Here is a 26934-nt window from a genome sequence, read left to right on the forward strand (position 1 = left end):
TCAGTTCGTCCTTCGAAAGCCGCTGCAAATCATTTCGATCCATGGCTGTATGGATTCAGAAATCCGTGCCCGTGACAAGGGGGTGGGTAAATACTAATAACCTATTGATTTCAAATATTTTCAATAAAACTTTTAATCAGTAGGTCCAGGGTTCGAACCCCTGCGCGCTCACCATTTCATAACTATTCACTCAGATGTCTGTTTTCCGTTCTGCACCGGCATCGATGGCCCGGGCAGATTAGTAACCATTGTAATTTGCGTTTTTTAGCCTTATTTCCGCCCCAAGTTGATTGCGCTCGTCAGCGCCTTCTCATTCTCAAATGATTTTTCAGGCTCACCCTCCGCCAGGGTTCGCAGCCGGGGGCTTTTTTAATGGCTGATCGCCAGAAAACAATTTCAGCAGATTCCGCTAATCCGTTTCAAACGATCGTTAATCTGTGGCCTTACATATGGCCTTCTTCCAGGCCGGATCTGAAACGTCGCGTGGTCTTTGCAACGTTCTTTCTCGTCCTTGCCAAGCTTGTTCTGCTACTCGTTCCTTACACTTTCAAGTGGGCCACCAACGCTTTAACCGGTGAACTCGAATTCAGTTCTCTTGTTCCGGCCTTCTTGACGGGTGCCATTATTCTGGTGGTTTTCTACAACCTCGCCCGCATCGGACAGGCCGGTTTCAACCAGCTGCGTGACGCGTTATTTGCCAGCGTCGGCCAATATGCTGTTCGTCAGCTTGCGCACCGGGTTTTCGAGCACATGCACAAGCTGGCACTGCGGTTTCACCTTTCGCGCAAGACCGGCGGTCTCTCCCGCATCATTGAACGCGGTGTAAAAGGCATTGAAACCATTGTCCGGTTCACGATTCTCGCGACCTTGCCGACCCTTCTGGAATTTGTCCTCGTCGCGATCATCTTCTGGTGGGGTTATGGCTTCAGCTATCTGGCCATCACCGCAGTCACCGTGATTCTTTATGTCTGGTTCACGGTGAAAGCCAGCGACTGGCGGATCGCCATTCGTCGCGAGATGAATGACAGCGACACCGAGGCCAACACCAAGGCAATTGACTCGCTGCTGAACTACGAAACGGTGAAATACTTCGGCAACGAAGAGATGGAGGCTCGCCGTTACGACGAGTCGATGGCGCGCTATGAGAAATCGGCAACACGCATCTGGACGTCTCTTGGCTGGCTCAATTTCGGCCAGACTGTGATTTTCGGTGCTGGGATGACAGTCATGATGGTTCTGTCTGCGATCGCCGTCAAAAATGGAGACCGGACGATCGGTGACTTTGTTTTCGTCAACGCAATGCTGATTCAGCTCGCCATTCCTCTGAATTTTATCGGTTCTGTTTATCGTGAAATCCGCCAGGGGCTGACGGATATCGAGCAGATGTTCGACATTCTCGAGGTCGATCCGGAAATTACCGACAAGCCGGAGGCCGAAGACCTTCAGATCCGTCAGGGCGGGATAGCGTTCAAGGATGTGCATTTTGCCTACGATCCATCCCGGCCGATCCTGAAAGGCGTGTCATTTGAGGTTCCAGCCGGGAAGACGGTTGCCATTGTCGGCCCTACGGGCGCCGGAAAATCGACGATCTCCCGGCTGCTTTTCCGGTTCTATGATGTGAACCAGGGTGCGATTACGATTGACGGCCAGGATCTTCGCGACGTGCGGCAAAGCAGTGTCCGCAACGTCATCGGCATGGTTCCACAGGATACGGTTCTTTTTAACGACACGATTGCCTATAATATTCGGTACGGGCGGCCATCGGCCACAGATGAGGAGGTCGCTGCCGCCGCCGAGCTGGCGCAGGTCGGTAACTTCATCCGACAGCTCCCTGAAGGTTTCGACACGCAGGTCGGAGAGCGCGGTCTCAAGCTCTCCGGTGGTGAAAAGCAGCGCGTGGCCATTGCCCGGACAATCCTCAAGGCCCCGCCTGTTCTGGTGCTTGATGAAGCGACATCGGCGCTTGATACACACACCGAGCGGGAAATTCAGGCTGCCCTTGACGTTGTCTCGAAAAACCGGACGACGCTTGTTATCGCACACCGGCTTTCCACAGTGATCGGCGCCGATGAAATCATTGTTCTGAAAAATGGTCAGATCGCTGAGCGTGGCCGTCATGATGATCTGATTGCACAAAATGGCCTCTACGCTCAGATGTGGGAACGTCAGCGTGAAGCGACCATGGCCGAAGAGCAATTGCGTAAAGTCCGTGAAAGCGACGATATGGGTGTCATCATGAGGCTTGATCCGGCCAAGTGAGCACGTCCGCCTGGTCGTTTCGCTTCACCATTTTCAAGCAGCCGTTAAACGTCTACAGTCAAACACAGTTTGGCCCGACACAAATCTTTGAACAGCTGGAGTTTTGGCTTTTATGAGCGTTTTAGATTCGATCCGGAATTCAATCGTTCCGATCCACAAGGAAGGCTACCCCTTTGTCGGAGGCTTTCTGGCAGCGACTGTTGTTCTTGGTTGGATTGCCGAACCGCTTTTCTGGATCGGACTTATCCTTTCGCTGTGGTGCGCCTACTTTTTCCGTGACCCGGAGCGTGTCACACCGCAGGATGATGATCTGGTCATCAGCCCGGCCGATGGGCGCGTTTCCTCTGTTGCAGAAGTCGTACCGCCAGCAGAACTCGGCCTTGGCGAACAGCCGATGCTCCGCATTTGTGTTTTCATGAACGTGTTCAACTGCCATGTGAACCGCGCACCGATGAAGGGATCGGTTCGCGGCATTCATTATCGCCCCGGAAAATTCATCAATGCCGAACTCGATAAGGCAAGCGAAGACAATGAACGAAACGGCGTCGTCATCGATACCGCACGAGGCTCCATTGGTGTCGTACAGATTGCCGGTCTCATTGCCCGCCGCATCGTTTGTTTCGTTGAAGAAGCAGACCCTGTTGATGCTGGTGAACGATTTGGCCTGATCCGTTTTGGCTCGCGCCTTGACGTTTATCTGCCCGAAGGAGCAACAGCGCGTGTTGCCGTGGGACAGACAGCTGTAGCGGGTGAAACAGTTCTGGCGGCCTTTGATGACGTGAAACCGGCAGTTACGGGACGACGCAGCTGATGGACGATAACGCCGAGCACCAGCAGCTTTCCGAGGCCGATGAATCCAGCGAACGGGAAACGTCCGGGCGCGGTCCGCGGCTGCGGGAAATTCCTGTCAGGCTGATTCTTCCGAACCTTGTCACGGTTCTTGCCATCTGTGCCGGACTTTCCGGCATCAGGATGGCGATTGAACATGATTATCACCAAGCTGTCATGATGCTTCTGATCGCCGCTTTTCTTGATGGCGTCGATGGACGGCTTGCGCGACTTTTGAAAGCAAGTTCGAAATTCGGAGAACAGATGGATTCGCTGGCCGACATCGTCAATTTTGGCATTGCTCCGGCCCTTGTAACCTATATCTACGTTCTTCAGGAGGCTGGAACACCAGGCTGGATCGCTGTTCTGCTTTATGCCATTGCCGCTGCTCTGCGGCTCGCGCGCTTTAATGTCATGGCTGACCGCAAGCATAAGGCCAGTTGGCAGGGCGAATATTTTGTTGGCGTCCCGGCACCTGCCGGTGCCATCATCGTCATGCTTCCGGTTTATTTCGGCTTCCTTGGACTGGATTCGGGCCGAACGGTCGCGCTGATCGCCTCGATTTATACTGTACTTGTCGGGTTCCTGCTGATCAGCAGGTTGCCCGTCTGGTCCGGAAAGAGTTTTGCGCTCAATGTGCGCCGCGAATTTGCACTGCCAATGATCCTGGTTGCTGTTTTGTGCGTTGCGCTTCTGGTCAGCTACACATGGCATATGATGATTGCCGGTTCGCTGCTCTATATCGCCAGCCTGCCACTGGGCGCCCGCGCATGGCACAGCAAATACGGAACATTCGTCATGGAAAGCGATGCCCATCACGAAGACGACGGGCCGTCCACCACGCGGCGTAACAGGCTCGACCTCGACATCTGACAAACTCAGAATAAATCCAGCTGGCTTTTGTTCTCATGGTTTGGAATGTTGACTTGCAGAGCTGGCCCTGCCGGTTCTATCAGGCTGGCATCCATATTGCGCACGTTATTAACCGCTTTCGAAACGGGCCATGCTTCAAAGAAGTCATCGGATTGCGGTTTCAGCAGGTCTGATACATGCCGGGGCTCCTGGTAGCGGCATTCCAGCCAGCGCTCGAAGTTTTCCGGAGCAATGATGACAGGTGCCCGCTCATGGACCTGTCGAAGAACACCGCTGGCTTTTGTGGTCAGGATCGTTCCGGTATCCACCTCAGTTCCATCAGCACCCATCCATGGCGATATCAGACCGGCGAAAGCCATCAGTCCACCACCCCGAGGCTGGACCCAGTAAGGCTGAGCGCCGTCCCTGCCCTTTCGCCATTCGAAAAATCCACTGGCTGGAACAAGCGCCCGAAAATGGCGCATAGATCCGCGAAATGTGGCCTTTTCCGCGGCGGTTTCACTGCGCGCATTGAACAACAATGGAAAATCTTTTCCATCCTTCAGCCAGGAGGGCAACAGTCCCCAGCGGACCAGCAATAACTTACGCCCCTGCCCGCCACCGACGGCATCTGATGCATTGACAACCATCATCACAGGCTGCGAAGGCGCGATATTGAAGCGCGGAGGAAAGTGATCAATTCCTGAGAGTTCAAAAAAGTCCTTCAGCAAATCAGGGCTTGTGATCAAGCCAAAACGTCCGCACATATCGAGTCAGTTTCCGCTGCTGTCGCATTTCGTTATGTCTTATAGAATACCATCCGACGGGCATGGCCTGTCAAACCAATCGAGCGAGAGAAGCATGAGACAAGACCCCAAACCGGCCTCTTCTGTGATTGTCCGGCGTGATGACAGGTTTCTGCTGGTCAAACGTGCCAACCCACCGGCTCAGGCAATGTATGCGTTTCCCGGCGGAAAGGCCGAGCAAGGCGAAACGCCAGAAAAAGCAGCATGTCGGGAATTGTTTGAGGAAACCGGACTTTCAGCGGAGAATACCAACCTCTTCACCGTATACGATCTTATTGATCGCAATGAACACGGAGCCGTGACAAGCCACTATCGTCTCAGTGTTTTTATCGCTGAAGCCGAAGAAACTTTCGATCCGGTCGCTGCCGATGACGCACTGGAGCTCGGCTGGTACACGGTGCAGGAAATCCGTAAACTTCCGGTCCCGGCCAGTGTGCTGGAATGCGTGGAACGCCTTTCCGACACGGTTTCTGAACACAACTGAGTGTGGTGACTTCACAACACACCGCCTCACAAATGCTGCAGGTCACGATTACATTAACGGAAAATTGACTTTCTCCCTTGGCAGCGCTGACGCTTGCATGAAAAACTTGATAAGCTAAATACGGAAATCAAAGAAAAGAAGTGAGCTGACCAAGGAATGATGATGAAGCCGAATGCCGAAGAAATCGACGACATGATCGTGCGCGAAAAGATGCAGGCGGCTCTCGAATACCAGAATGAGGCGTGGGCCGATGGCGTCGCCGATGGCATCGAGCCGGAGATCATCGCTGACGCCGCACTGGCTCTTGCCATGCGCGAGACTGTCCGAATGATTGGAGAAGAAGGCGCAGAAGCCATGCTTGAATCACTTCGGGAGCGGATGCTTGCAGGCGAATTTTCGCCAGATCGGGTTATTCAGTAGGAGTTTGGAACCATCTGTCCGGCAAGATTAGACGCTTGATGAGTGACCTGAACTGCCTATGCTGGAAACAACCTTAAACGCTGCTGACCCCAGATCTCCGTGTTCTTCCCCCAGACTGTCTTGACGCCTGACAGCAACCGACCCAACAAGCTGACTTTCTGGGATCGGTCCTGAATTCCTGATTCTTTTTCATGCTGATCGCTTACGACCGGGCAATGGTGATCCCCAGGGCAAAGCGACGGCCAAGGAGCACTGATGACACGCATCCATCTCGCCGACAAAGCAATCGTCTCAGTTTCAGGCACAGATGCAGAGCATTTCCTGCAAAACCTTGTGACAACGGATATTGAATCTGTTTCGCCCAATGAGGCTTGGCCGGGTGCGTTGCTGACACCACAGGGCAAAATCATGCTCGAATTTCTGGTGCTGCGATCGGGCGATGGTTTTCTGCTGGAAACGCATGAAGACGATGTTGCGACACTCGTGCAACGCCTGACGCTTTATAAGCTGCGAGCCAAAGTCGAGATCGCATCGACGGAAAGCAAGGGCGTAACGGTTTTTCTCGATGAAGACGCTCCTTCAAACGCTGTGCTGGATCACCGTTTCGACATTGCCGGATTGAAACTCTACCGCAGCCCCGGCTTTCATGAAGGCGCTCAGCCTAATAACGAGGCTTACAGCTCCGCACGTATCCGTTGCGGTGTTGCCGAGATGCACAGTGATTATGCAACACAGGATGTATTTCCGCATGATATTCTCTTCGACAAGAATGGCGGCGTGTCGTTTCGAAAGGGGTGTTATGTGGGGCAAGAAGTTGTTTCACGAATGCAGCACCGCGGCACTGCAAGACGTCGCTTGATCGGCGTCAGCGCCAACAGCAAGCTCCCCAACTCCGGCGCGGCGATCACCGCTGGCGGAAAGTCTGCCGGGACGCTTGGGTCCATAAGCGAACATCAGGGACTTGCAATTGTCAGAACGGATCGTATTGCGAGTGCCATCAAGAACGGAAGTCCTGTTCTGGCAGGAGAGGTTCCTGTTGAAGTCTCTCCATTCGACTGGAGCGGTGTATCGCTGGACAGTGAACCGCAAGAGGACTGAGAGATGACGGTAAAGAATAACGCGCGCGCCTGGCAAAGAATGCTTTCAGGCCGCCGGCTGGATTTGCTCGATCCGTCACCGCTCGATGTGGAAATCAGTGACATCGCTCACGGCCTCGCCCGCGTTGCCCGCTGGAACGGTCAGACATTGGGGCAACACGCTTATTCCGTGGCACAGCACAGTCTTGTCGTTGAGGCCGTATTCTCTCAGCTCCACCGAGCCAGACCTGAACAATGCCAAATGGCTTTGCTGCATGACGCACCCGAATATGTGATCGGAGATATGATTTCTCCGTTCAAGGCAGTCGTCGGTGGCGGCTACAAGAGCGTGGAAAAGCGCCTTGAGGCCGCGATCCATTTGCGTTTCAGTCTGCCGCCGCATCCTGAGAGATCGCTTAAAGCCCGGATCAAGTCTGCTGATCGAATAGCCGCCTACTTTGAAGCCGTAACGCTTGCTGGTTTTACCATCGCAGAAGCAACAAAGTTTTTCGGCAAACCAACGCGGATTTCCTCCGAAGGATTACCTTTGGACCCCATGCCGACGACAGAAGCCCAGCAAAGATTTCTCGTACGTTTCACTGAAATCGAGGATATGCGCAACGCCGCAGAAAGCTGCCAGCGGACAGCTTCATGACGCGGTCTATTGTCGTTTCTCCGCTCAAAAGTATCGGTGAGATGGCTGCCCGCCATCATGCGCGCTTCATGATCTCCCTGATGTCGGCCGATCATCCGTTTGCACGGCCGGGAATCATCTCTTCAGATCGGCACCTCTCTCTTCAGATGAACGACATTACCTTTTCCGGAACCGGCGCGCTCATCGCACCTGAGGCGTCACATGTCGCCGAGATCATTCGCTTCAACCGGATATGGAATGGAGATGGACCGTTGCTCATTCATTGCTGGATGGGGGTTTCACGATCTCCGGCGGCCGCCTTAATTGCTGCACTGTCTCTTGCTCCCGATATGAATGACGATACGCTCGCCGCTTGTCTTCGTTCTGCATCACCTTATGCAACACCGAACACGCGCCTGATCGCGCTCGGCGATGAAGCACTTGAGCGGGGCGGAAGCCTTGTGAACGCCGTTGAAAATATAGGACGCGGCGCTAATTGTTCTGAAAACCTGCCTTTTGAGCTTAAATTCTAAACTTTAGGGACGTTGAACACTACGGTGCATTTTCGTATGCCTGTGAGTGGGACACTGAAGCCAACCGGGGGAATCCCCTCCATTTCAGACACAAGGATTTTTTGATGGAAGATAAACTGGGGGAATTTCTGAAAGCCTCGAACGACCTTGCCAATCTCGTGATGGCCTACACCATTCAGTATGCATTCTCGGTCCTTGGGGCGATTTTGCTTCTGATTATCGGCTGGCTCGTTGCGGGTATCTTGCAAAGATCGATAAAGTCATCGCTGCAAAAGTTTGATAATATTGACAAAACTCTTGCCGGGTTCTTTGGCAATATTATCCGGTATCTGGTTCTGATCATCGTTCTCGTGATGGTTCTCGGACAGTTTGGGGTTCAGACGGCCTCGATCGTTGCCGCGTTGGGTGCCGCAGGTCTGGCCATTGGTCTTGCTTTGCAGGGCACGTTGCAGAACATCGCAGCTGGAATCATGCTGCTTGTGTTGCGGCCATTTCGTGTGGGTGAATACATCAGCACAGGCTCGATTGACGGTACGGTTGTAGAAATCGGCCTTTTTGCCACTGAGCTGAAAACGTTTGACGGCCTTTATCGGCTCGCGCCGAATTCGACGCTCTGGAATGTTTCGATTACCAATTATTCGCGCCTCTCGACGCGTATGCACGAACTTGCGATTGGTATCGCCTATGAAGACGATATCGATACTGCCATGAACATCATGATGGATCTTGCCAGCAAGAATGAAAACGTCCTTTCCGATCCTGAACCTTACGCGTTCACGAAGGAACTGGGCGATAGCGCCGTGCTGGTTGCGATGCGTTACTGGGCACCTTCAAGCGTCTGGTGGAAGACAACGCACCAGATGACGAAGGACGCCAAGAACGCTTTCGATGCGGCTGGCATCTCCATCCCGTTCCCGCAGATGACGCTTTCAACTCTCGAAGGCGAAGCCAATCTGATGGTCGAAAACGGAAGCGAAGACAAAAACAGCTAAAACTCTGCCACGGTTTCTGGCAAATATATAAAGGCAGGCGAAGCAAGACTTCGCCTGCCTTTTCTTTCACTTGAGGCTTACCCATAGCCGGTTCGGGGCCAGTCATGAAAATCACGCAACTGAACATATATCCGATGAAAAGCGCCCGCGCTGTCGCCCTTGAGCAGGCCCTTTGCACGCCAGCCGGACTGCAGGGCGACCGTCAGGCCATGCTCTGCACGCCGGAGGGCATGTTCATCACACAGAGAGATTTGCCGGCACTTGCTAAAGTCAGCGTCGTTTCTTTGGGTAACAGCACAATCCGTCTGTCAGCGGACGGCCTTGAACCGGTTGTTGCTCTACCGGACGCTGAAAGGGACCGGATAAACGTAAACATTTGGAAAGATACCGTCAGTGCAGCATCAGCGTCAGCTGAAGCCGATGAGGCGCTGTCGAACTGGTTTAACCGCCCGGTCCGGCTTTGCTTCTTCGATGAGCACTCAAGGCGCATCGCCAGCCGCGATTGGACCAGCCATGATACGCCGGTCGGTTTTGCCGATGGATTTCAGATCCTGGTTACAACAACCGGGTCACTTGCAGCGTTGAATGAAGACCTCGAAAAACACGGCGCAGCACCGGTGGGCATGGACCGGTTTCGACCGAACATCGTTCTCGATTGCGACGACGCTTGGGCCGAAGACAGCTGGAGCGGGATTGAAGTCTCAGGCCTCACGCTGGAATTTGTCAAACCATGCGCGCGATGCATTATGACGACACAGGACCAGTTCAGCGGCTCGCGATCTGGCGCAAACCCGATGCCCGCCATGGGAAGGCTGCGTATGTCCGCAGACCGCAGAGCACCCGGTCCCCTTTTTGGCTGGAATGCGGTTCCTCATGGAGAGCGTTTGCTACGCCTTGGCGATGAAGCAAGCGTGACCGGTCTGCGGTCCGAGAAATGGCCTCTGAAACGGCGGACTGCTTAAACGATACCCGCTGCTTGTGGCGCCAACGCTTTCAGGGTCGCCTGAATGAAGCTTTCGCGTGCCGTGTCAGGCTCTATTCCACGTGGCTCGTAGACATGCCGGTTCAAGAAGAAGCCGGTCAGGCGAAAGGCGGCGTTCAGGCCATCACTGTCTGCAGCTTCATTCATCTCTGGCTGAAGAAATTCGGGAAGAGCAAGCAGACGCTCGGCATAGGGGTGTCCCGAAGTCCTGCAAACGGCCCTGCCCGTTTTTGGGGAAACATAAATCAGGTCTGAACGCGTACCGCTTGCGGCACATTTTTCGAGATCGAGGCCGAAACCGAGTTCATTGAGCAATGCAAGCTCAAACCGGATATAAAGCTCCCCGGCAACTTCGGGTTCATCGAGATGGCCGATGATAATTTCGAGCGTATCACAGAGCTTCCTGTGCGGATCCCGCTCCGGCAGAAGCCTTAAAAGTGCTGCCATCGCCTGAATGCCATAAATCGCCATGGACGACTGCATCAATAACGCAGCACGTTGTTGTATGGGCTCAATACGGAATTCTCCGAGATGCTCTGCAAGACGCGCCCGCCAAAAAACAGAAACACGGTTTCCTGCCTGCAAAACCGGTCTTTGGGTGCGTGAGCGCCCGCCACGAACAAGCCCCATATGGCGGCCATGCTCCTCGGTCATGACTTCAGCAATCACACTGGTTTCGCCGTGACGGCGCACGCCCAGAACGATTCCTTCATCATGCCATTCCATTGATTTGAAACCGCCTACCTGGAAAAATCGAGACCCATCTCGCGATAGCGTTCAGGGTCGTCACCCCAGTTTTCGCGCACCTTAACAAACAAAAACAAATGCACAGGCTGGTCAAGGATCTCGGACATCTCCTTGCGGGCAGCCATGGAAATTGCCTTGATTGCTTCACCGCCGCGCCCGAGCGCGATCTTCTTCTGGCTATCGCGCTCGACATAGATCACTTGCTCAATGCGAACCGAACCATCTTTTCGCTCTTCCCACTTTTCAGTTTCAACATGAGAAGAATACGGTAACTCCTGATGCAGTCGCAGAAAAAGCTTTTCACGCGTAATCTCTGCTGCAAGCTGGCGCATCGGCAGATCAGAGATCTGATCCTCAGGATAATACCAAGGGCCTTCAGGAAGAGCCTTGGATAGATGCTCCATCAGATCATCGCAACCGGATCCGTTGGTTGCTGAAATCATGAAGGTCTGGTCAAAGCTAACGGATTCGTTTGCCGTTGCCGCAAGAGAAAGCAGCTCCTCAGACTTTACCCTGTCGATTTTATTGAGAATCAGAAGCTTTGGCTGCTTCACCTCTTTCAGCCCTTCAAGGATCGTCTCTGCATCCCCTTTCAGGCCGCGCTCACTGTCGATCAGGAACATGATAAGGTCGGCATCTCGCGCGCCACCCCAGGCAGCTGTCACCATCGCCCGGTCCAGCCGCCGCCGCGGCTTGAATATGCCGGGCGTGTCCATAAAAACGATCTGTGCCTGATTATGAATGGCAATACCGCGCAGCATGGCGCGCGTCGTCTGAACCTTGTGGCTGACGATCGAAACCTTGGCACCAACCAGCCGGTTGACCAGAGTCGATTTCCCTGCGTTTGTCGCGCCAATAAGGGCAACAAAGCCGGAGCGTGTCGCGGCGGTTTCGGCTGTGCCGATCTCTTCGTTCTCGCTCATTCAGCCCTCACTGGCAGCAGGTGCCCACACACCTTCCCGCTCTAAAAGTTTTGTTGCAGCCACTTGTTCGGCTGCACGTTTGGATCGATCAACGCCCGTTTCCGGCCTTACACCTTTGACTGTGACGGTCACTGTAAACCGAGGCTCATGATCAGGGCCGGAACGGTCATCAACCCGGTACGAAGGCGTTTCACCATGATTGGCATGCGCCCACTCCTGAAGCTCGGTTTTGGCATCACGGCGAAGCTGAACACCATCTCTGAACAGAGGTTTCCAGTTCGTCTCGATGAAGCGACGCGCTTCGGGCAAGCCGCCTTCCAGATAGATCGCGGCGATGACGCTTTCAACAACGTCAGCCCGTATGCTCAAAACACGCTTGCCGGTCAGTTTCTTGACATCATGGCCGGTTTTAATGAAGCGGTGAAGCCCGAGTGCATCCGCCACCCGCGCGCAGGCTTCTGCGCTCACGAGCTGATTCAGCCGGACAGAGAGTTCGCCTTCGCTGGCCGTGGGAAAGAGCCGGAAAAGATTTTCCGCAATCACCAACCCCAGGACCCGGTCTCCCAGAAACTCGAGACGTTCGTAATTATCATCCTTGCCGCTGCGCGCACTGGAATGCGTCAGCGCCCGGGCTATGCGCCCCTCATCCTGAAAGGAGAACCCGATAAGTTCTCCAAATGCCTTCACGTCTGCTGCGTGCCGTTCGTTCATTCAGCCACCGATTACCTTAAACAGTCGACCCCAGCGCATATTAAACGGCCACTTCCAGATTTCGGCAAATGACGTATCGTTTCCAAGCGAGAAGAAGATGATGCTTGCACGCCCAACCAGGTTTTCAGCCGGCACGAAACCAACGTCAAAGCGGCTGTCGAGTGAATTGTCACGGTTGTCGCCCATCATGAAATAGTGGCCTTCGGGAACCGTGAAGACGCGCGTATTATCGCCACGCGAACCGCGAATTTCGTCAAGCGTATCATAGCTGACACCGTCGGGCAGTGTTTCCTGAAAGACCGGGATGTCAACACCTGGGTCATTGCGGTAGTCAGATGTGAAGAATCCATCGGCTTTACGGGGAACCGGCTTGTCGTTGATGTAAAGAATACCATCCCTGACCTGAACAGTGTCGCCGGGAAGGCCAATGACGCGCTTGATGTAATCAACGCTTGGGTTCGGTGGATAGCGGAAAACTGCAACATCGCCGCGTTCTGGCTCGCTGGCGAAAATCCGGCCGGAAAAAAGGTCAGGCGCGAAGGGAAGTGAATAACGCGAGTAACCGTAGGAAAATTTATTCACGAAAAGGTAATCACCAACAAGCAGGGTTGGCATCATAGACCCGGAAGGAATGGTGAAGGGCTGGAACAGAAATGTTCTGATCACCAGCGCAAGAAGCAGCGCCTGAATGATCACTTTCACATTGCTCCAGAGGGTACCTTCCTGCTTTTCTTCTTTTTCAGCCACGCGCGCTTTCCTTCTGACAAACAGGCATTTCATTCAATTGATTGTAGGAGACTGATCTAGCCCGTTAGAATGGGGCAGGCAACGACTTTCAGTTTATTTTAGGTGTTCGTCAGAGTACCGCCCCCAGCTTCAGACAGCCTCAATGATGACAAAAGCCTGCGCCAGCGGATAGTCATCAGTGATGGTGACATGGATCCGTGCATCATGCCCTTCCGGTATCATGGCGGCCAAGTGCTTGGCTGCCCCGCCTGTCAAAGCCATCGTAGGCTTGCCGCCGGGAAGGTTGACCACTCCCATATCCCGCCAGAAGACGCCGCACGCGATGCCGGTGCCCAGCGCCTTGGAACAGGCCTCCTTTGCCGCAAAGCGCTTGGCATAGGATGCCGCCCGGTTTTGACGACGGTCGGACTTTTTTTGCTCCACATCTGTAAAGCAACGCTGCGTGAAACGATCTCCGAAACGTTCGATCGTCTTCTCAACACGTCTGATGTCGATCAGGTCGCTACCAAGCCCGATAATCACTGAGCATATCCTTCTGACATTAAGTTACTGAGAACGTCCAGCTTCGGCGCGGCTGGCCTCGGAACGGCTTCTTGAAGCCAGAACGGCTTGCCGTTTCTCCTGAAACGCTTTGACCGCGAAAAAGGTCAGTCCATAAAACAAGGCCCCGCAAACAACCGCCGGGACGATGGCGCCAACGGCCATCGGCTCCAGCAAAGGCCTCCAGATATCCGCAAGGTCGAAGGTTTTTACCATACCGACCAGATCGATATGATCGCGCTCGAAAGAACTGCGACCGAGAAGACTGTTTCCAAATCGCCAGGTCAGCAACCAGATGAAAGGAAAGGTGAAAGGGTTACCAAAGGCAGTCCCGAGTGCTGCTGCGAAAAAGTTTCCGCCAAGCAGAAACGCAAGCGCGAATGCAGAAGCAAAGTGAAAGCCGATAAATGGTGTCCACGATACAGCGACACCTGCGGCAATACCCATGGCGATAGCGTGCGGTGTTGCCCTCAGGCGGACGGTACGGTGATAAAGATAGAGTGGCGGACGCCAGAAGCCCTTACGGGGCCACAACGCAGCTCGGGTGCGTTGCCACAGGTTCGCCGGAGAACGTCTTTTAAAAAGCATGATCCACTATTCGGAACGCGGCAGGAATATTCAGAAAGACACTACACCGGCAACCGGACAAAACCAACATGATCTGTCAGTTTGTTTTCTCATCCTGACTGAATGCGTTGGGACGTCCCTTCTCAAACCCTGAGTCGATATTGTCGATGACATGCTTCACGCCTTCTGTCTCGCTCTCATCGACGCGGGGACGAAAGAGCCGTTGAAAAAAACGTTTGATGCTCGCAAACATGAATAGCCTCCTTTCGGCTTCAGCTACGCATTTTCATAACGCGCGATAATGCCGAAAAGCAGGCAGAAGTGAAAAGTTCCATATCTGAACAACAAAACGGTCACGCTGAACAGAAGCCGGGCGCCTGAAGCCAGAATTATTCAAACAGTCTGGCCACCGTTGCCACACAATCGAGTAGTTTCAACTGGTGAATCGTCTGATTGAGCTGACGCAAATCCCAGACTTCAAGATCCATAACCACCTGCGCGAAGTCATCGGCAACCACCTCCATCTTGATGGCGCGGATATTGACGTCCAGCGTTGCGATCTTTTCAGAAATTTTCGCCAGCGCGCCCGGCTCGTTCAGGACACTTGTGCCAACACGGACCCTGAAACGTTTCTCATTGGTTGAATCAATATCCCAACGGACATCAATCCAGCGATTGGGCTCGTCGTCAAAGTGCTGAAGGATAGGAGACTGGATCGGATAGATCGTAATACTATCGTCCTCCTCCGCGATACCGACAATCCGGTCGCCGGGAACCGCTCCGGCCGGCGCAAAGCGCACAACGGCACCCTCACTCAGACCGCGCAGCGGCATGAAGTGACGCATATCGTCGATCTTGCCATCATGTTCCGGAAGCCGGAACGCCATGCCTTCGCCACTTGGAAGACTGACCCAGCCCTCCTCAGTGTTTGGTTTCACTGTAACGCGCTCGTCTTTATGATCGGGATAGACTGCCCGCAAGACATCATTGGAGGACAGCTCATTGCGGCCAACGGCAGCGATAACATCCTCGACATCCTTCTGCCCGAGACGATAGAGAACCGTTTCCAGCACTTCGCGCGAAAATTCCTTTCCGGCACGTTTAAATGCCCTGTCGAGAATACGGTAGCCGAGCCCGCTATACTGCTTGCGGATTGCCGCGCGTGTCGCCCGACGGATCGCAGCACGGGCCTTGCCGGTGACAACGATTTCCTCCCAGGCGGGTGGCGGAACCTGTATCCCCGAACGGATAATTTCGACCTCGTCACCATTATTCAAGCGGGTGACCAGCGGCATCGTCCGGCCGTTCACCTTGGCTCCGACACAGGTGTCACCAACATTGGTGTGAACAGCGTAAGCGAAGTCGATAGGCGTTGCGTCTTTGGGCAAGGCGATCAGTTTGCCCTTGGGGGTGAAACAGAACACCTGATCCTGAAACAGTTCCAGCTTGGTATGCTCAAGAAACTCTTCGGGATTATCGCCTTCGGCCAACGCCTCAATTGTTTTACGAAACCATGAGAAAACGCTGCTTTCGTCGCTCACTACATCCCCGGCGTGCGTGCGTCCCTCCTTATAAAGTGCGTGGGCGGCAATACCGTATTCGGCAATCTCATGCATATCACGCGTTCTGATCTGCAATTCGATGCGCTGGCGTGACGGTCCCACAATTGTTGTATGCAGCGACTGATAGCCGTTCTGCTTGGGATTTGAGATGTAGTCCTTGAAACGATCTGGAACAGTGCGCCAACGAGTGTGGACAATTCCCAGCGCTCGATAACATTCTGCGACATCACCGACGAGAATGCGGAAGCCATAGACATCGGAGAGCTGCTCGAATGACAGCGACTTCGACTGCATCTTGTTGAAGATGGAATACGGCTTCTTTTGACGCCCCTTCACTTTGGCATCATCCATGCCATTCTCCAGAAGGAGAGCGTGAAGTTCATCCTCAATGTGCTTCACAAGAACGTGGTTCTGATCGGAAAGATCGTTCAGCTTGCCACGGATGGTCTGATAGGCTTCTGAGTTGATATACTGGAACGCAAGGTCTTCCAGCTCCTCACGCATGTCCTGCATACCCATGCGGCCGGCAAGCGGCGCATAGATATCCATTGTCTCTTCAGAGATGCGTCTCCTTTTGTCGGGCCGCATATAGTAGAGCGTCCGCATATTATGAAGACGGTCCGCCAGCTTGACGAGAAGGACACGCACATCGTCTGCGACCGAGAGAAGAAGCTTGCGTAGATTTTCTGCCTGTTGGGCTTTGCGCGAAACAAGATCCAGTCGCTTAATCTTGGTCAGACCTTCGACGAGATTGCCGATTTCCTCACCGAAGAAAGCATCGATTTCAGCCCGCGTAGCTGAAGTATCTTCAATTGTATCGTGGAGAAGCGCAACAGCAATGGTTGATTCATCCAGATGAAGATCTGTCAGAATCGCTGCAACTTCCAGAGGATGTGAAATATAGGGGTCGCCGCTTGCGCGCTTCTGGCGGCCATGCTTCTGCATGGCATAAACATATGCCTTGTTGAGCAATGCCACATCAGCATCTGGCTTGTACTTTTGTACGCGCTCAACAAGTTCGTATTGCCGCATCATTGCTTACTGACAAAGCCTCTTTTCGGGCTGTTCACCAAGCCGACCGCGCCCGTCTTCAAAAAACAGATGTAAAGTCTGCCGGGCATTGCGCCCGGCAGACATAGATCAGTAATCGTCGCTTTTTTCCGGCGGAACAAGCCCTTCAATCGCTGCGCGAAGATCATCTTCCGACATCTGATCGAATGGGATTGCATCCGGCTGATCAGTAGCTTCACCGTCAGCGGCCTGCTCTGTGGCATCATCGGCGGAGCCAGAAGCCTGAGAACTGTCAGATTCCGGTTCATCAACCTCAACGTGGCGCTGCAGGGAATGAATCAGATCTTCCTTCAGATCGTCAGGTGAAAGCGTTTCATCGGCGATTTCACGCAACGCAACCACCGGGTTCTTGTCGTTATCGCGATCAACGGTAATCTGGGCGCCTTGGGAGATTAGACGCGCACGATGGCCGGCAAGCAAAACCAGATCGAAACGATTTTCGACCTTGTCAATGCAGTCTTCAACTGTCACACGTGCCATTGCCTGTCCTTTTTAAGACTTTATTTTCAGGATGGTCACTCTTAAAGACTCACCAACCTGATTTCAAGGGGTTCAATTCTACCAACTCCGCCCCATTTACGTGTTATGAGACGTGGAGCCATAGCTGATAAACACCTTTGGTTGAACATTTCGCCGATCCCGCTTAAATTCAACCAGGATTATAAGTTACTAAGTGACCAGCCTTTTTAATTACAGAATTTCAACTCTTGGCAAAGCATGTTGCCAAACTCGAGTGTACAGGCATTTTTGGAGAGGATTTTTATTATGTTTGATCCGCGTGAAAAAATAGCGCTCTTTATAGATGGCGCAAACCTCTACGCCGCTTCAAAAAGCCTTGGCTTCGACATAGACTATCGCAAACTTCTCAAAGCATTTCAAAAGAAAGCCTATCTTCTGCGTGCATATTACTACACTGCACTGATTGAAGATCAGGAATATTCTTCGATTCGCCCACTGATCGACTGGCTGGACTACAACGGTTACAAGGTGATCACTAAACCGGCGAAAGAGTTTACTGACTCGATGGGACGCCGCAAAATCAAAGGCAATATGGATATTGAGCTTGCCATAGATGCTATGGAGCAGGCTGCGACAGTCGATCATCTGGTCATCTTTTCGGGTGATGGCGACTTCACAACCCTTGTGGAAGCGCTGCAGCGGAAAGGCCGCAAGGTTTCCGTCGTTTCGACGATGGCCACGCAGCCGCCAATGATCGCAGACGACCTTCGTCGTCAGGCCGACCACTTCATCGATCTTGTATCTTTGAAACCCGATGTCGGACGCGACGCGACTGATCGGCCTCAACGTCCAGCAGATGCAGGCAATGCTGATTTTGAGGACTGAAACAAAATCCCGCTGAGAGCGCCGTGCATCCATTCGGATGTACAAGGACGCTCTAACCTATTGAATCTACGCATCATGCTTTCCGAAAATCGATTCCGATTTTCAGGCCGATGCTGCAGTCATATAATAAAACGCCCTGACCGTTCTTCGGCAGGGCGTTTTATTTCAACTGTCTCAACCATACTGCTTGAGCAACCTGCTCTTTTGACGGTTCCAGTCGCGTTGCTTCACTGTTTCGCGCTTATCATGGACTTTCTTACCCTTGCCCAGCGCAAGCTGGAGCTTCGCAATTCCGCGCGCATTGAAGTAAAGCTTCAGCGGAACAAGCGTCATGCCTTCACGATTAACCGCCGAGCGCAAACGATTAATCTCCCGCTTGCTCAACAATAACTTACGCCGGCGGCGTGGCTCGTGATTGAAGCGGTTGCCTTGCAGGTATTCGGGTAAGTGCGAGTTGATCAGCCACATTTCGCCATCTTCATCCGAAGCGTAAGATTCGGCAATATTGGCTTTGCCTTCACGCAGTGACTTGACCTCGGTTCCAGTCAGAACCAGGCCAGCCTCCAACGTTTCGAGAATCTCATAATTGAAACGCGCCTTGCGATTTTCAGCGACAGTCTTGCCGCTACTCTGATTACCCTTGGGGGCCATATTTACGATCCGTCATTTTTGATGACGAGCGAGCTTATCCCTTCTCGGAAAGCAGCCCGGCATGTTCAAGCGCTGCATCAATTGCGCGCTCGGTACTTTTTTCGATATTGACCAGAGGTAAACGCACACAGTCGCTCATCCGGCCAAGCTTCTTCAATGCATATTTGGTGCCGCAGACGCCCGGTTCAATGAACAAAGCCTTATGCAGCGGCATAAGCTTGTCCTGAATCTTAAGCGCAGTTTCAAAATCTCCGGCGCGCATGGCCTTCTGGAACGCAGAACACAGCCACGGAGCAACATTGGCAGTTACCGAAATGCACCCCACGCCGCCCTGGGCATAAAACCCAAGTGCCGTAGCGTCTTCACCGGAAATCTGAATGAAGTCCTTGCCGCAGGCTATGCGCTGATCGGCCACGCGCTCGAGTTTTGCCGTTGCGTCTTTGACACCGACGATGTTGCCATAGGCTTTCGACAATGCTCCCATCGTTTCAGGCGTCATATCGACAACGGATCGTCCCGGAATGTTGTAGATAATAATCGGAAGCTTCACGGCATCGGCGATGGCCGCGAAATGCGCATAGAGGCCCTTCTGCGTCGGCTTGTTGTAGTAGGGCGTTACCACCAGAAGAGCATCGGAACCCGCCTTTTCGGCATGAAGCGCAAGCTCAATCGCCTCGCGTGTATTATTCGAGCCAGCACCGGCAATCACAGGAACGCGCTTTGCAGCAGCCTCGACACAAAGGTCGACGACGCGCTTATGCTCGTCATGGCTGAGTGTCGGCGACTCACCTGTGGTGCCAACAGGCACGAGGCCGTGACTGCCCTCTTTGATCTGCCATTCGACGTGAGCCGTAAACGCTGCCTCATCCAGCGTGCCATCTTCATGAAAAGGTGTGACAAGCGCCGGCATCGACCCCTTGAACATTCATATTCTCCTGGCGGCCTTCTTCTAAATGCCGCATTCTTGTTGCAAAATTTGCTGCACCATAATGCCGGACACATGCGCCTGCAAGCGCCGCATTCCGTGAGTTGATGGGGGTTTAAACAAAGCTGAGATCACGAACAAGGTTAACGCGTTTTTAACCGGAAAAACCGAAGATGCCCCACAACTGTGTTTCCGCCCTTGAGGGGAATTTTATGAAGAAAACGCTCTGCATGCTTTCGCTCGCTGCTTCGGTATCTGCAACGGGTATCGTGTCTGCCGCACAGGAGTATCCTTCTGTCGGGCCGATACCCTACGCCCGTCCGGGCGGGCTGGCAGCTCAGCCCTCTTTTGAAGTGACCGGAGCGATCTCCAAGCCTGTGGCAAACCCTGCATCCAGCACCATATTGAAGCAGGGCCTTGATGCCTTGAGTGATGGAGACGCAACAACGGCCCTGCGCGCCCGTGACCGCCTTCCGATGAATTCACTCGACCACCAGATCCTCAGTTGGGCCATTGCAGTTTCAGGAGAAGACGGCGTTCCATCCTCTGAAATCGCGGAAGCACAACAAGAGCTTCGCGGCTGGCCGGGGCTATCTTCACTGCGCGACAACTCCGAGCGTGCGCTTGCGCGAGAAAACCCGGCACCATCTGCCGTAATCGCGGCATTTGGAAATTCGCTTCCTGAAACCTCCGATGGCACGATCCTGCTCGCCCGTTCCTATCTCGCCACAGGGCAGAAACAGAAAGCGCACGATATTATCACGCGCTCCTGGACTGGCTGGGCGCTGGACACCGACAGCGAAAACAAGATTCTTCGTGAATTTGGATCAATCCTCACTCAGGAAGATCACAAGGAGAGGATGGTGTATCTGCTTTACCGCGACCGGGCGACACAGGCGAAGCGGTTCTCGGAACTCGGCAATGCACAGTCCTTTTACAATGCCTGGGCAGCCGTAATCCGCCGCCAGTCGGATGCAGGCGCACTGATCAACCGCGTTCATCATAGCTGGCACAGTGATCCCGGTTTTCTTTATATCCAGATTCGAAATGCTCGCCAGACTGATCAATATGACACCGCCGCATCACTGCTAAAAAAGATGCCACGCAATCAGGCCGCGCTGGTCAACCCCGATCAGTGGTGGGACGAAAGCCGGATCGTCGCGAGGCATTTCTATGAACATGGCCAGCCGCGAAAGGCATATGACCTGGTGGCAGCCGCCATGCCAGACGGGAGGCTGGATAAGCTGGATGCACAATTCCATGCTGGCTGGATGGCACTGCGCGGCCTGAACAATGGTCGCCTAGCCGCACCGCACTTCGCAGAGATTGTCGCCACATCACCGACACCAATCTCCTCGGCGCGATCCTATTACTGGCAGGGCCGCGCTGCAGACGCGGGCGGACCGGGCAACGCCCGCGACTTTTATCGGCGCGCTGCTCAATATCCGACAACCTTTTATGGGCAACTGGCACTTTACAAGCTGGGTCAGACCCAATTTGACGTCGACTATCCGAGCCCGACAGCGGCAGACCGTGCAAACTTCAACAAAATACCCGCTGTACAGGCAATTGACCGCCTTCAGGAAGTCGGTCACGGCTGGCGCGGCGATGCACTCTATCGCGCCCTTGCCTATCAGCTAAACAGTCCGGGTGAACTGGCAATCCTTGCCTATCAGGCTGAAACAGAACGCTCACATCATCTGGCACTGCAGATTGGAAAGATCGCCTATGGTCGCGGTCTGGATGTTGCTGCTCTTGCATTTCCAACAGGGGTTATCCCGGCTAACGCGAACATTTCAGGCTCTGGCAAAGCTCTTGCCTATGCCATTGCAAGACAGGAAAGCGCATTCAACCCAGGCGCCGTCTCCCCGGCGAATGCACGCGGGCTTCTGCAGCTTCTTCCGACCACTGCAAAGCGCGTTGCGAGCCGGAATGGGCTTGCCTACTCATCCAGCCGGCTGACCTCCGATCCCGGCTATAATGCAACGCTGGGCGCGCACTATCTGGGTGAGCAGATCGACCGGTTCGGGGGATCCTATATTCTCACCTTTATCGCCTATAACGCAGGCCCTGCCCGCGTTCCCCAATGGATCGAGCGCTTCGGCGATCCGCGTGGCAAGGATCTCGATTTCGTCATCGACTGGGTGGAAAGCATCCCCTACCCTGAGACCCGCAATTATGTTCAGCGCATCATGGAAAATTACGAGATTTACAAGGCGCGTCTGGGCGAACCGACAGACATTGGCCGCGATCTGGTTTACGGCCGGAATGGCTGATCACAGCAACGAAAAAGCCGGGTCACGAAGGCCCGGCTTTTTACTGATCGTACAGTGGCAAAACTGTTTAGCTGGCAACAAGCCCGCGCGCGCGAAAGATATCTCGTGCAGCCTCCGTTGCCTCATTCGTCGGTGTTGGCGTATCGCGAAGGGTGTATTCTTTACCCAGCGCATCCCATTTTGCGATGCCCATCTGGTGAAATGGAAGAACCTCCACCCGTTCGACAATGTCTCCGAGGGTGGCAACATAATCAGCCATCCTGTTTACATCATCGGTATCATCAGAAAGACCGGGAACCAGAACATAACGCATCCACATCTTCTTCTTAAGACGTTTCAGACGCTCGGCAAAATCCAGCGTCGGCTGAAGGTGTTGGGCGGTAATGGTGTGGTACTTCTCAGGGTCGATATGCTTGATATCGAGCATGACTAGATCGATATTATCGAACCAGTCGTCTTCAACACCGGTATGAAGATATCCTTGCGTATCCAGAGCGAGATGCAATCCCATCTCTTGCTTGATGTGCGCCATAACGTTGCCGATAAAACCAGACTGCATCATCGGCTCGCCACCGGAAAACGTAACGCCACCAGCGAATTTGAGGAAGCCCGCATAGGGGCGGACTTCGTTTAGCATGTCCTCCACATCAACCCTGCGGCCGTTGTGGAGTTTCCAGGTATCCGGATTATGGCAATAGAGGCAGCGGAACTGGCACCCAGCCATAAAAAACACAAAGCGCATTCCCGGACCGTCGACAGCACCACCGGTTTCGACCGAGTGCAGAAAGCCGTGGTCGAGGTCCACATGGACGCCGGGAAGCTTCTTGGGTGCGGAAACACGCTTATGCATTTTCAAATCACCTTTTACATCGAGGTGTGGAAAGTCCGGTTGATCACATCAAGCTGCTGTTCTTTGGTCAGCTTGATGAAGTTCACAGCATAACCCGAAACACGGATCGTGAGCTGCGGATATTTCTCCGGGTGGTCCATGGCATCAAGCAAAGTCTCCCTGTTGAGGAGGTTGACGTTGACGTGGAAACCACCGGCTGCCGTATAGCCATCAAGGCAATTCGACAGGTTGCGGACACGATCTTCTTCCGTGTGACCAAGACTGCCCGGCGTTGCCGATGCGGTCCAGCTGATACCATCGAGTGCTGCGTCATAGGGCAGTTTGGCAAGCGAAGCGCCTGCAGCCACAAAGCCCTTCTTGTCACGACCGTTCATCGGGTTCGCACCTGGTGAGAAGGGTTCACCTGCGCGGCGGCCATCCGGCGTATTACCGGTCTTCTTACCATAAACCACGTTTGACGTGATCGTCAGGATCGACTGGGTCGGCATCGAGTCACGATAGAAATAAGGCTGAGCCTTGATCTTGTTCATGAATGTCTCGACAAGCCATGCCGCAATCGAGTCGACGCGGTCGTCGTTGTTACCGAATGCCGGGAAATCGCCGGTGATCTTGTAGTCAACGGCCAGACCGGTTTCGTCACGAATGACTTCAACCTTGGCATATTTGATAGCAGACAGAGCGTCAGCAGCGATCGAAAGACCAGCAATGCCGCAAGCCATCGTACGCAGAATATCACGATCATGCAGCGCCATTTCAATGCGTTCATACGCATATTTGTCGTGCATGTAATGGATGGCGTTCAAAGCCTTGACATAGGTTTTGGCCAGCCAGTCCATCGACTTGTCGAACTTTTCGACAACCTCGTCATATTCAAGAACATCGCCGGTGATGGGCTCAAGACCTTCGGCAACCTTTTTGCCCTTCATCTTCATTTCATCAACGCCACCGTTGATGGCATAAAGCAGAGCCTTGGCAAGGTTGGCACGCGCACCGAAGAACTGCATCTGTTTGCCGATCCGCATCGAGGAGACGCAGCATGCGATGCCATAGTCATCGCCCCATTTCGGACGCATCAGTTCATCGTTTTCATACTGAATGGCGCATGTGTCGGCCGAAACCTTGGCGCAGAAGTGCTTGAAGCCTTCCGGAAGGCTCGGGCTCCACAGAACCGTCAGGTTTGGCTCAGGTGCAGGGCCGAGGTTGTAAAGCGTGTTCAGGAAACGGAAGCTGCTTTTCGAAACAAGCGTCCGGCCATCTTCACCCATACCGCCGATCGATTCGGTGACCCATACGGGGTCGCCCGAGAACAGCTCGTCATATTCCGGTGTGCGCAGGAAGCGGACAATACGCAGCTTGACGATCATATCGTCAACCATTTCCTGGGCGTCAACCTCGGAGATGAAGCCTGCGTCGATGTCGCGCTTGATATAAATGTCGAGGAAGGTCGAAATACGACCGATCGACATAGCAGCGCCATTCTGTTCCTTAACAGCAGCCAGATAGCCGAAATAAACAGCCTGAATAGCTTCGCGGGCATTACGGGCCGGTTTTGAAATGTCGACACCGTATTTCGCTGCCATTTCACGCAACTCATCGAGGGCGCGGAACTGTTCGGTCACCTCTTCACGCAGACGCAACGTCTTTTCATCAAAGACAGCATCGTCAAGCTCGTGGAATTCCTTCTGCTTCTGAGCGCGGAGGAAATCTGTGCCGTAAAGGGCGACACGACGATAGTCACCAATGATACGGCCACGGCCATAAGCATCTGGCAGACCGGTGATCACGCCAGACTTACGGCATGCCATGATGTCAGGGCTGTAAACGTCGAACACACCCTGATTGTGGCTCTTCCGGTACTTCGTCCAGGTTTCATGAACATCTTCAGGTACCTTGAAGCCATAGGTTTCAAGGCTGCCTTCAACCATACGGAGACCGCCATTTGGCATGATCGCACGCTTCAAAGGTGCGTCTGTCTGCAGGCCAACGATGATTTCGAGGTCTTTGTTAATGTAGCCAGCCTCATGCGCCGTGATCGTCGACGGTATGGCCGAAGCCACGTCCAGAACACCGCCATTGTCGCGTTCTTTCTTCAGAAGCGCGCTGAGTTCATCCCAGAGCTGCTTGGTGCGCTCGGTTGCCGGCGCAAGGAAAGACGCATCACCTTCATAAGGCGTATAGTTTTCCTGAATGAAGTTGCGAACGTCGATGGCGGTGCGCCATGCTCCTTCGCTGAAGCCTTCCCAGGCGTCAGCATGAACGTTCGAATATTTGGCATACATATCCATAGTTTAAGCCCTCACACTAAATAAGAGGAACAGCTGAGTGATTTCAGAATTCCAAAGCCTGGAGGATGTTCGGCTCTTAAGACTGAAATCGGTAAAAGGCACCGTCACATAAACGGCATAATGCGCAACAAGTTGCAAAACATGGCCATTAGAATGCAGACAATCCCGAAACTTTCTCACTTCTCCAACACCGCGATGAAAACCCACCGCTCCTGATGGCTGACTTTTGGCGCTCTGGCGCTGGTCTCGGGGCATTTGCCTTTAAAAGATCGCGTCGAATGTTGACGCCAAACCGTCAACGCTCTTCGTTTTGACGGTTCTTATATGATACGAAAGGCTAAGAAAGTCCAGTTTAATTTGACTTTTATACTGATTTTTTTAAATAAAAACCCGAAATATATTGATATAAATCAATGATTAAAGCACATGATAAGCACTGTATTATTGACGCAGATCAAATCCAGTAAAATAATTAACACCAATCCTGTAAATATTGGCGTATTAACAACTTCCAGGTTTATTTTGAGGTTGTTGTCGGATGATAGCATCAGCCCTTCAAAAGACAAAGGCCCGAATCGGAATTCCGAGCGCTTGTGGCGCTTCCGGCTTACGCTTTTCCGGTAATAATCCGATGGCGTCCCTGACCATGTGAATACGGCCTGAGACTGCGGTCTGCCCCATTTTAAATCAGGTGAGATCGAAAGGAGAGGTGCGCGAGAGACGATACGCAAGGAAGCCGCCTGCTCCTTTAAAGAAGGCAGCGGCTTCCCGCCTCAAAGCGTAGCTGATTTCGCTCAGCGAATTCTCTGCTCGTCTTCGTCAAACAGGCAAACGGTTGCCGCATCGGTTGTCAGACGAAGAACAGCGCCGGCGCGCGTAATCGCTTGCCGGTCAACAGTCACGACACAAGCTGTGTCGGCGATTTTTCCATAAAGGTAGCTCGTTCCACCGAGAAATTCTGAGAAGTCGACTGTGAAGGGCACAGACGGCTCGTTTTCAGCAGCAAGGCGCAAGTGCTCCGGCCGGATCCCCACAGTCACATGTGCACGATTTTCAAGCTGCGTTTTGAGCGGGGGCAATGGCAGAAGCGATCCGGCCACGTCCACACCGCCATCCCTGATTTCCCCGGCCAGAAAGTTCATTTTCGGGGACCCGATAAAACCACCGACGAATACATTGTCAGGGTCATCATAAAGTGCAGCGGGCGAGCCGACCTGTTCAACCCGCCCTCTTCTCAAAACCACGATCTTATCCGCAAGCGTCATGGCTTCTGTCTGGTCATGCGTCACGTAGATCATGGTGTTCCCAAGCTCCTGATGAAGGCGGGCAATCTCAATGCGCATGCCAACCCGCAACTCAGCATCAAGGTTGGACAAAGGCTCATCGAAGAGAAAGATTTCCGGATCGCGAACGATGGCACGTCCGATGGCCACACGCTGTCTCTGACCGCCTGAAAGCTGACCCGGCCGGCGATCCAGATATTCGGTCAACTTCAGGATGTCGGCAGCCTGCCGGACTTTTTTCTCAACCTCAGCCTTTGGTCGCCCTGCGACCTTAAGACCGAAGCCCATATTTTGTTCGACACTCATATGGGGGTAAAGCGCGTAAGTCTGAAACACCATCGCGATACCGCGGTCAGACGGATCCTCCTCAGTCACGTCCTTTCCCGAAATCATAACGTCACCGCTGGTGACCTCCTCAAGGCCGGCAATCAACCTTAGCAGTGTTGACTTTCCGCAGCCCGAAGGACCAACGAAGACGACGAACTCGCCGCCTGTCTGACGTCAGCGCCGGTGGGACAGATTTGAGGATTTGAATAAGGGAGGATTTCTGGTTCATCTTATCAATTAGGAGATCGAGATGACGAAG

General features: G+C 53.4%; 26 protein-coding genes, 1 tRNA gene and 1 pseudogene. 13 read left to right on the forward strand and 15 right to left on the reverse strand.

Annotated elements, in window-relative coordinates; all coding sequences use genetic code 11:
* Positions 1–79 precede the first annotated feature (79 nt).
* The 4 genes from EDC90_RS20950 to pssA all read left to right on the forward strand — a co-directional run bounded on the left by EDC90_RS20950 (position 80) and on the right by pssA (position 3960).
* Positions 80–174: transfer RNA gene (locus EDC90_RS20950), tRNA-OTHER, on the forward strand.
* A 198-nt stretch (positions 175–372) separates the two neighbouring features.
* Positions 373–2259, forward strand: coding sequence for an ABCB family ABC transporter ATP-binding protein/permease (locus EDC90_RS18010; RefSeq protein ID WP_132313938.1), 1887 nt, complete (start codon positions 373–375; stop codon positions 2257–2259).
* A gap of 112 nt (positions 2260–2371) precedes the next feature.
* Positions 2372–3070 carry a phosphatidylserine decarboxylase gene (locus EDC90_RS18015; RefSeq protein ID WP_132313939.1) on the forward strand — a complete coding sequence of 233 codons (699 nt, stop codon included), beginning with the start codon at positions 2372–2374 and terminating at the stop codon, positions 3068–3070.
* Positions 3070–3960 (forward strand): CDP-diacylglycerol--serine O-phosphatidyltransferase, encoded by an 891-nt coding sequence (pssA, locus tag EDC90_RS18020; protein WP_132313940.1) that lies wholly within the window; start codon positions 3070–3072, stop codon positions 3958–3960. The genes EDC90_RS18015 and pssA overlap by 1 nt, the downstream gene beginning before the upstream one ends.
* A gap of 5 nt (positions 3961–3965) precedes the next feature.
* Here the strand turns inward: pssA and EDC90_RS18025 are convergent, their stop codons facing one another.
* Entirely contained in the window at positions 3966–4706 is a 741-nt protein-coding gene (locus tag EDC90_RS18025; RefSeq protein ID WP_132313941.1) for an SOS response-associated peptidase, read from the reverse strand.
* A gap of 94 nt (positions 4707–4800) precedes the next feature.
* On the opposite strand from EDC90_RS18025, the gene EDC90_RS18030 reads away from it, so the two are divergent.
* The 7 genes from EDC90_RS18030 to EDC90_RS18060 all read left to right on the forward strand — a co-directional run bounded on the left by EDC90_RS18030 (position 4801) and on the right by EDC90_RS18060 (position 9846).
* The gene (locus tag EDC90_RS18030) at positions 4801–5229 is read left to right on the forward strand and encodes an NUDIX hydrolase (protein WP_132313942.1); all 429 of its coding nucleotides are present in this window, start codon (positions 4801–4803) and stop codon (positions 5227–5229) included.
* A gap of 162 nt (positions 5230–5391) precedes the next feature.
* A complete protein-coding gene (locus EDC90_RS18035) occupies positions 5392–5649 on the forward strand; it encodes a hypothetical protein (RefSeq protein ID WP_165972890.1) in 258 nt (85 codons plus the stop codon).
* Positions 5650–5904: 255 nt separating this feature from the next.
* The gene (locus tag EDC90_RS18040; RefSeq protein WP_132313944.1) at positions 5905–6747 is read left to right on the forward strand and encodes a YgfZ/GcvT domain-containing protein; all 843 of its coding nucleotides are present in this window, start codon (positions 5905–5907) and stop codon (positions 6745–6747) included.
* 3 nt (positions 6748–6750) lie between these two features.
* Complete coding sequence (locus tag EDC90_RS18045; RefSeq protein WP_132313945.1) at positions 6751–7380, forward strand: HD domain-containing protein; 630 nt, start codon at positions 6751–6753, stop codon at positions 7378–7380.
* Entirely contained in the window at positions 7377–7892 is a 516-nt protein-coding gene (locus tag EDC90_RS18050; protein WP_132313946.1) for a tyrosine phosphatase family protein, read from the forward strand. Before EDC90_RS18045 ends, EDC90_RS18050 begins: the two co-directional genes overlap by 4 nt.
* A 104-nt stretch (positions 7893–7996) precedes the next feature.
* The gene (locus tag EDC90_RS18055) at positions 7997–8884 is read left to right on the forward strand and encodes a mechanosensitive ion channel family protein (RefSeq protein ID WP_132313947.1); all 888 of its coding nucleotides are present in this window, start codon (positions 7997–7999) and stop codon (positions 8882–8884) included.
* 104 nt (positions 8885–8988) lie between these two features.
* Complete coding sequence (locus EDC90_RS18060; RefSeq protein ID WP_132313948.1) at positions 8989–9846, forward strand: MOSC domain-containing protein; 858 nt, start codon at positions 8989–8991, stop codon at positions 9844–9846.
* Here EDC90_RS18060 and recO read toward each other — a convergent pair.
* From recO to rpoZ, 9 genes are all read right to left on the reverse strand, one after another.
* The gene (gene recO / locus EDC90_RS18065; protein WP_132313949.1) at positions 9843–10592 is read right to left on the reverse strand and encodes a DNA repair protein RecO; all 750 of its coding nucleotides are present in this window, start codon (positions 10590–10592) and stop codon (positions 9843–9845) included. The genes EDC90_RS18060 and recO overlap by 4 nt on opposite strands.
* Positions 10593–10606: 14 nt before the next feature.
* A complete protein-coding gene (gene era / locus EDC90_RS18070) occupies positions 10607–11536 on the reverse strand; it encodes a GTPase Era (RefSeq protein WP_132313950.1) in 930 nt (309 codons plus the stop codon).
* The gene (gene rnc / locus EDC90_RS18075) at positions 11537–12247 is read right to left on the reverse strand and encodes a ribonuclease III (RefSeq protein ID WP_132313951.1); all 711 of its coding nucleotides are present in this window, start codon (positions 12245–12247) and stop codon (positions 11537–11539) included.
* Positions 12248–12994, reverse strand: a complete 747-nt coding sequence (gene lepB, locus EDC90_RS18080) for a signal peptidase I (protein WP_132313952.1) — start codon at positions 12992–12994, stop codon at positions 12248–12250.
* A 129-nt stretch (positions 12995–13123) separates the two neighbouring features.
* Positions 13124–13516 (reverse strand): holo-ACP synthase, encoded by a 393-nt coding sequence (acpS, locus tag EDC90_RS18085; RefSeq protein WP_132313953.1) that lies wholly within the window; start codon positions 13514–13516, stop codon positions 13124–13126.
* 24 nt (positions 13517–13540) lie between these two features.
* On the reverse strand, positions 13541–14122 hold the full coding sequence (locus tag EDC90_RS18090; RefSeq protein ID WP_132313954.1) for a DUF2062 domain-containing protein: 582 nt from the start codon (positions 14120–14122) through the stop codon (positions 13541–13543).
* Positions 14123–14198: 76 nt separating this feature from the next.
* Complete coding sequence (locus EDC90_RS20955) at positions 14199–14354, reverse strand: hypothetical protein (RefSeq protein WP_165972891.1); 156 nt, start codon at positions 14352–14354, stop codon at positions 14199–14201.
* Positions 14355–14490: 136 nt separating this feature from the next.
* Positions 14491–16698, reverse strand: coding sequence for a RelA/SpoT family protein (locus tag EDC90_RS18095; RefSeq protein WP_132313955.1), 2208 nt, complete (start codon positions 16696–16698; stop codon positions 14491–14493).
* Between the two features lie 105 nt (positions 16699–16803).
* Complete coding sequence (gene rpoZ / locus EDC90_RS18100) at positions 16804–17214, reverse strand: DNA-directed RNA polymerase subunit omega (protein ID WP_132313956.1); 411 nt, start codon at positions 17212–17214, stop codon at positions 16804–16806.
* A 285-nt stretch (positions 17215–17499) separates the two neighbouring features.
* On the opposite strand from rpoZ, the gene EDC90_RS18105 reads away from it, so the two are divergent.
* Positions 17500–18078, forward strand: a complete 579-nt coding sequence (locus tag EDC90_RS18105) for an NYN domain-containing protein (protein ID WP_132313957.1) — start codon at positions 17500–17502, stop codon at positions 18076–18078.
* 174 nt (positions 18079–18252) lie between these two features.
* On the opposite strand, the gene smpB is transcribed toward EDC90_RS18105, so the two are convergent.
* Entirely contained in the window at positions 18253–18729 is a 477-nt protein-coding gene (gene smpB, locus EDC90_RS18110; protein ID WP_132313958.1) for an SsrA-binding protein SmpB, read from the reverse strand.
* A 34-nt stretch (positions 18730–18763) separates the two neighbouring features.
* The gene (dapA, locus tag EDC90_RS18115; protein WP_132313959.1) at positions 18764–19654 is read right to left on the reverse strand and encodes a 4-hydroxy-tetrahydrodipicolinate synthase; all 891 of its coding nucleotides are present in this window, start codon (positions 19652–19654) and stop codon (positions 18764–18766) included.
* Between the two features lie 212 nt (positions 19655–19866).
* On the opposite strand from dapA, the gene EDC90_RS18120 reads away from it, so the two are divergent.
* Positions 19867–21930, forward strand: a complete 2064-nt coding sequence (locus tag EDC90_RS18120; protein ID WP_207903958.1) for a lytic transglycosylase domain-containing protein — start codon at positions 19867–19869, stop codon at positions 21928–21930.
* Positions 21931–21997: 67 nt separating this feature from the next.
* Here EDC90_RS18120 and pflA read toward each other — a convergent pair whose 3' ends face one another.
* The 3 genes and pseudogenes from pflA to EDC90_RS18135 all read right to left on the reverse strand — a co-directional run.
* A complete protein-coding gene (gene pflA / locus EDC90_RS18125) occupies positions 21998–22780 on the reverse strand; it encodes a pyruvate formate-lyase-activating protein (protein ID WP_132313960.1) in 783 nt (260 codons plus the stop codon).
* Positions 22781–22794: 14 nt separating this feature from the next.
* On the reverse strand, positions 22795–25065 hold the full coding sequence (gene pflB / locus EDC90_RS18130; protein ID WP_207903959.1) for a formate C-acetyltransferase: 2271 nt from the start codon (positions 25063–25065) through the stop codon (positions 22795–22797).
* A 794-nt stretch (positions 25066–25859) separates the two neighbouring features.
* Positions 25860–26837: pseudogene (locus EDC90_RS18135) on the reverse strand (ABC transporter ATP-binding protein); the annotation flags it as partial.
* Between the last annotated feature and the right edge of the window lie 97 nt (positions 26838–26934).

Source organism: Martelella mediterranea (assembly GCF_004342225.1).
Lineage (GTDB): Bacteria > Pseudomonadota > Alphaproteobacteria > Rhizobiales > Rhizobiaceae > Martelella > Martelella mediterranea_B.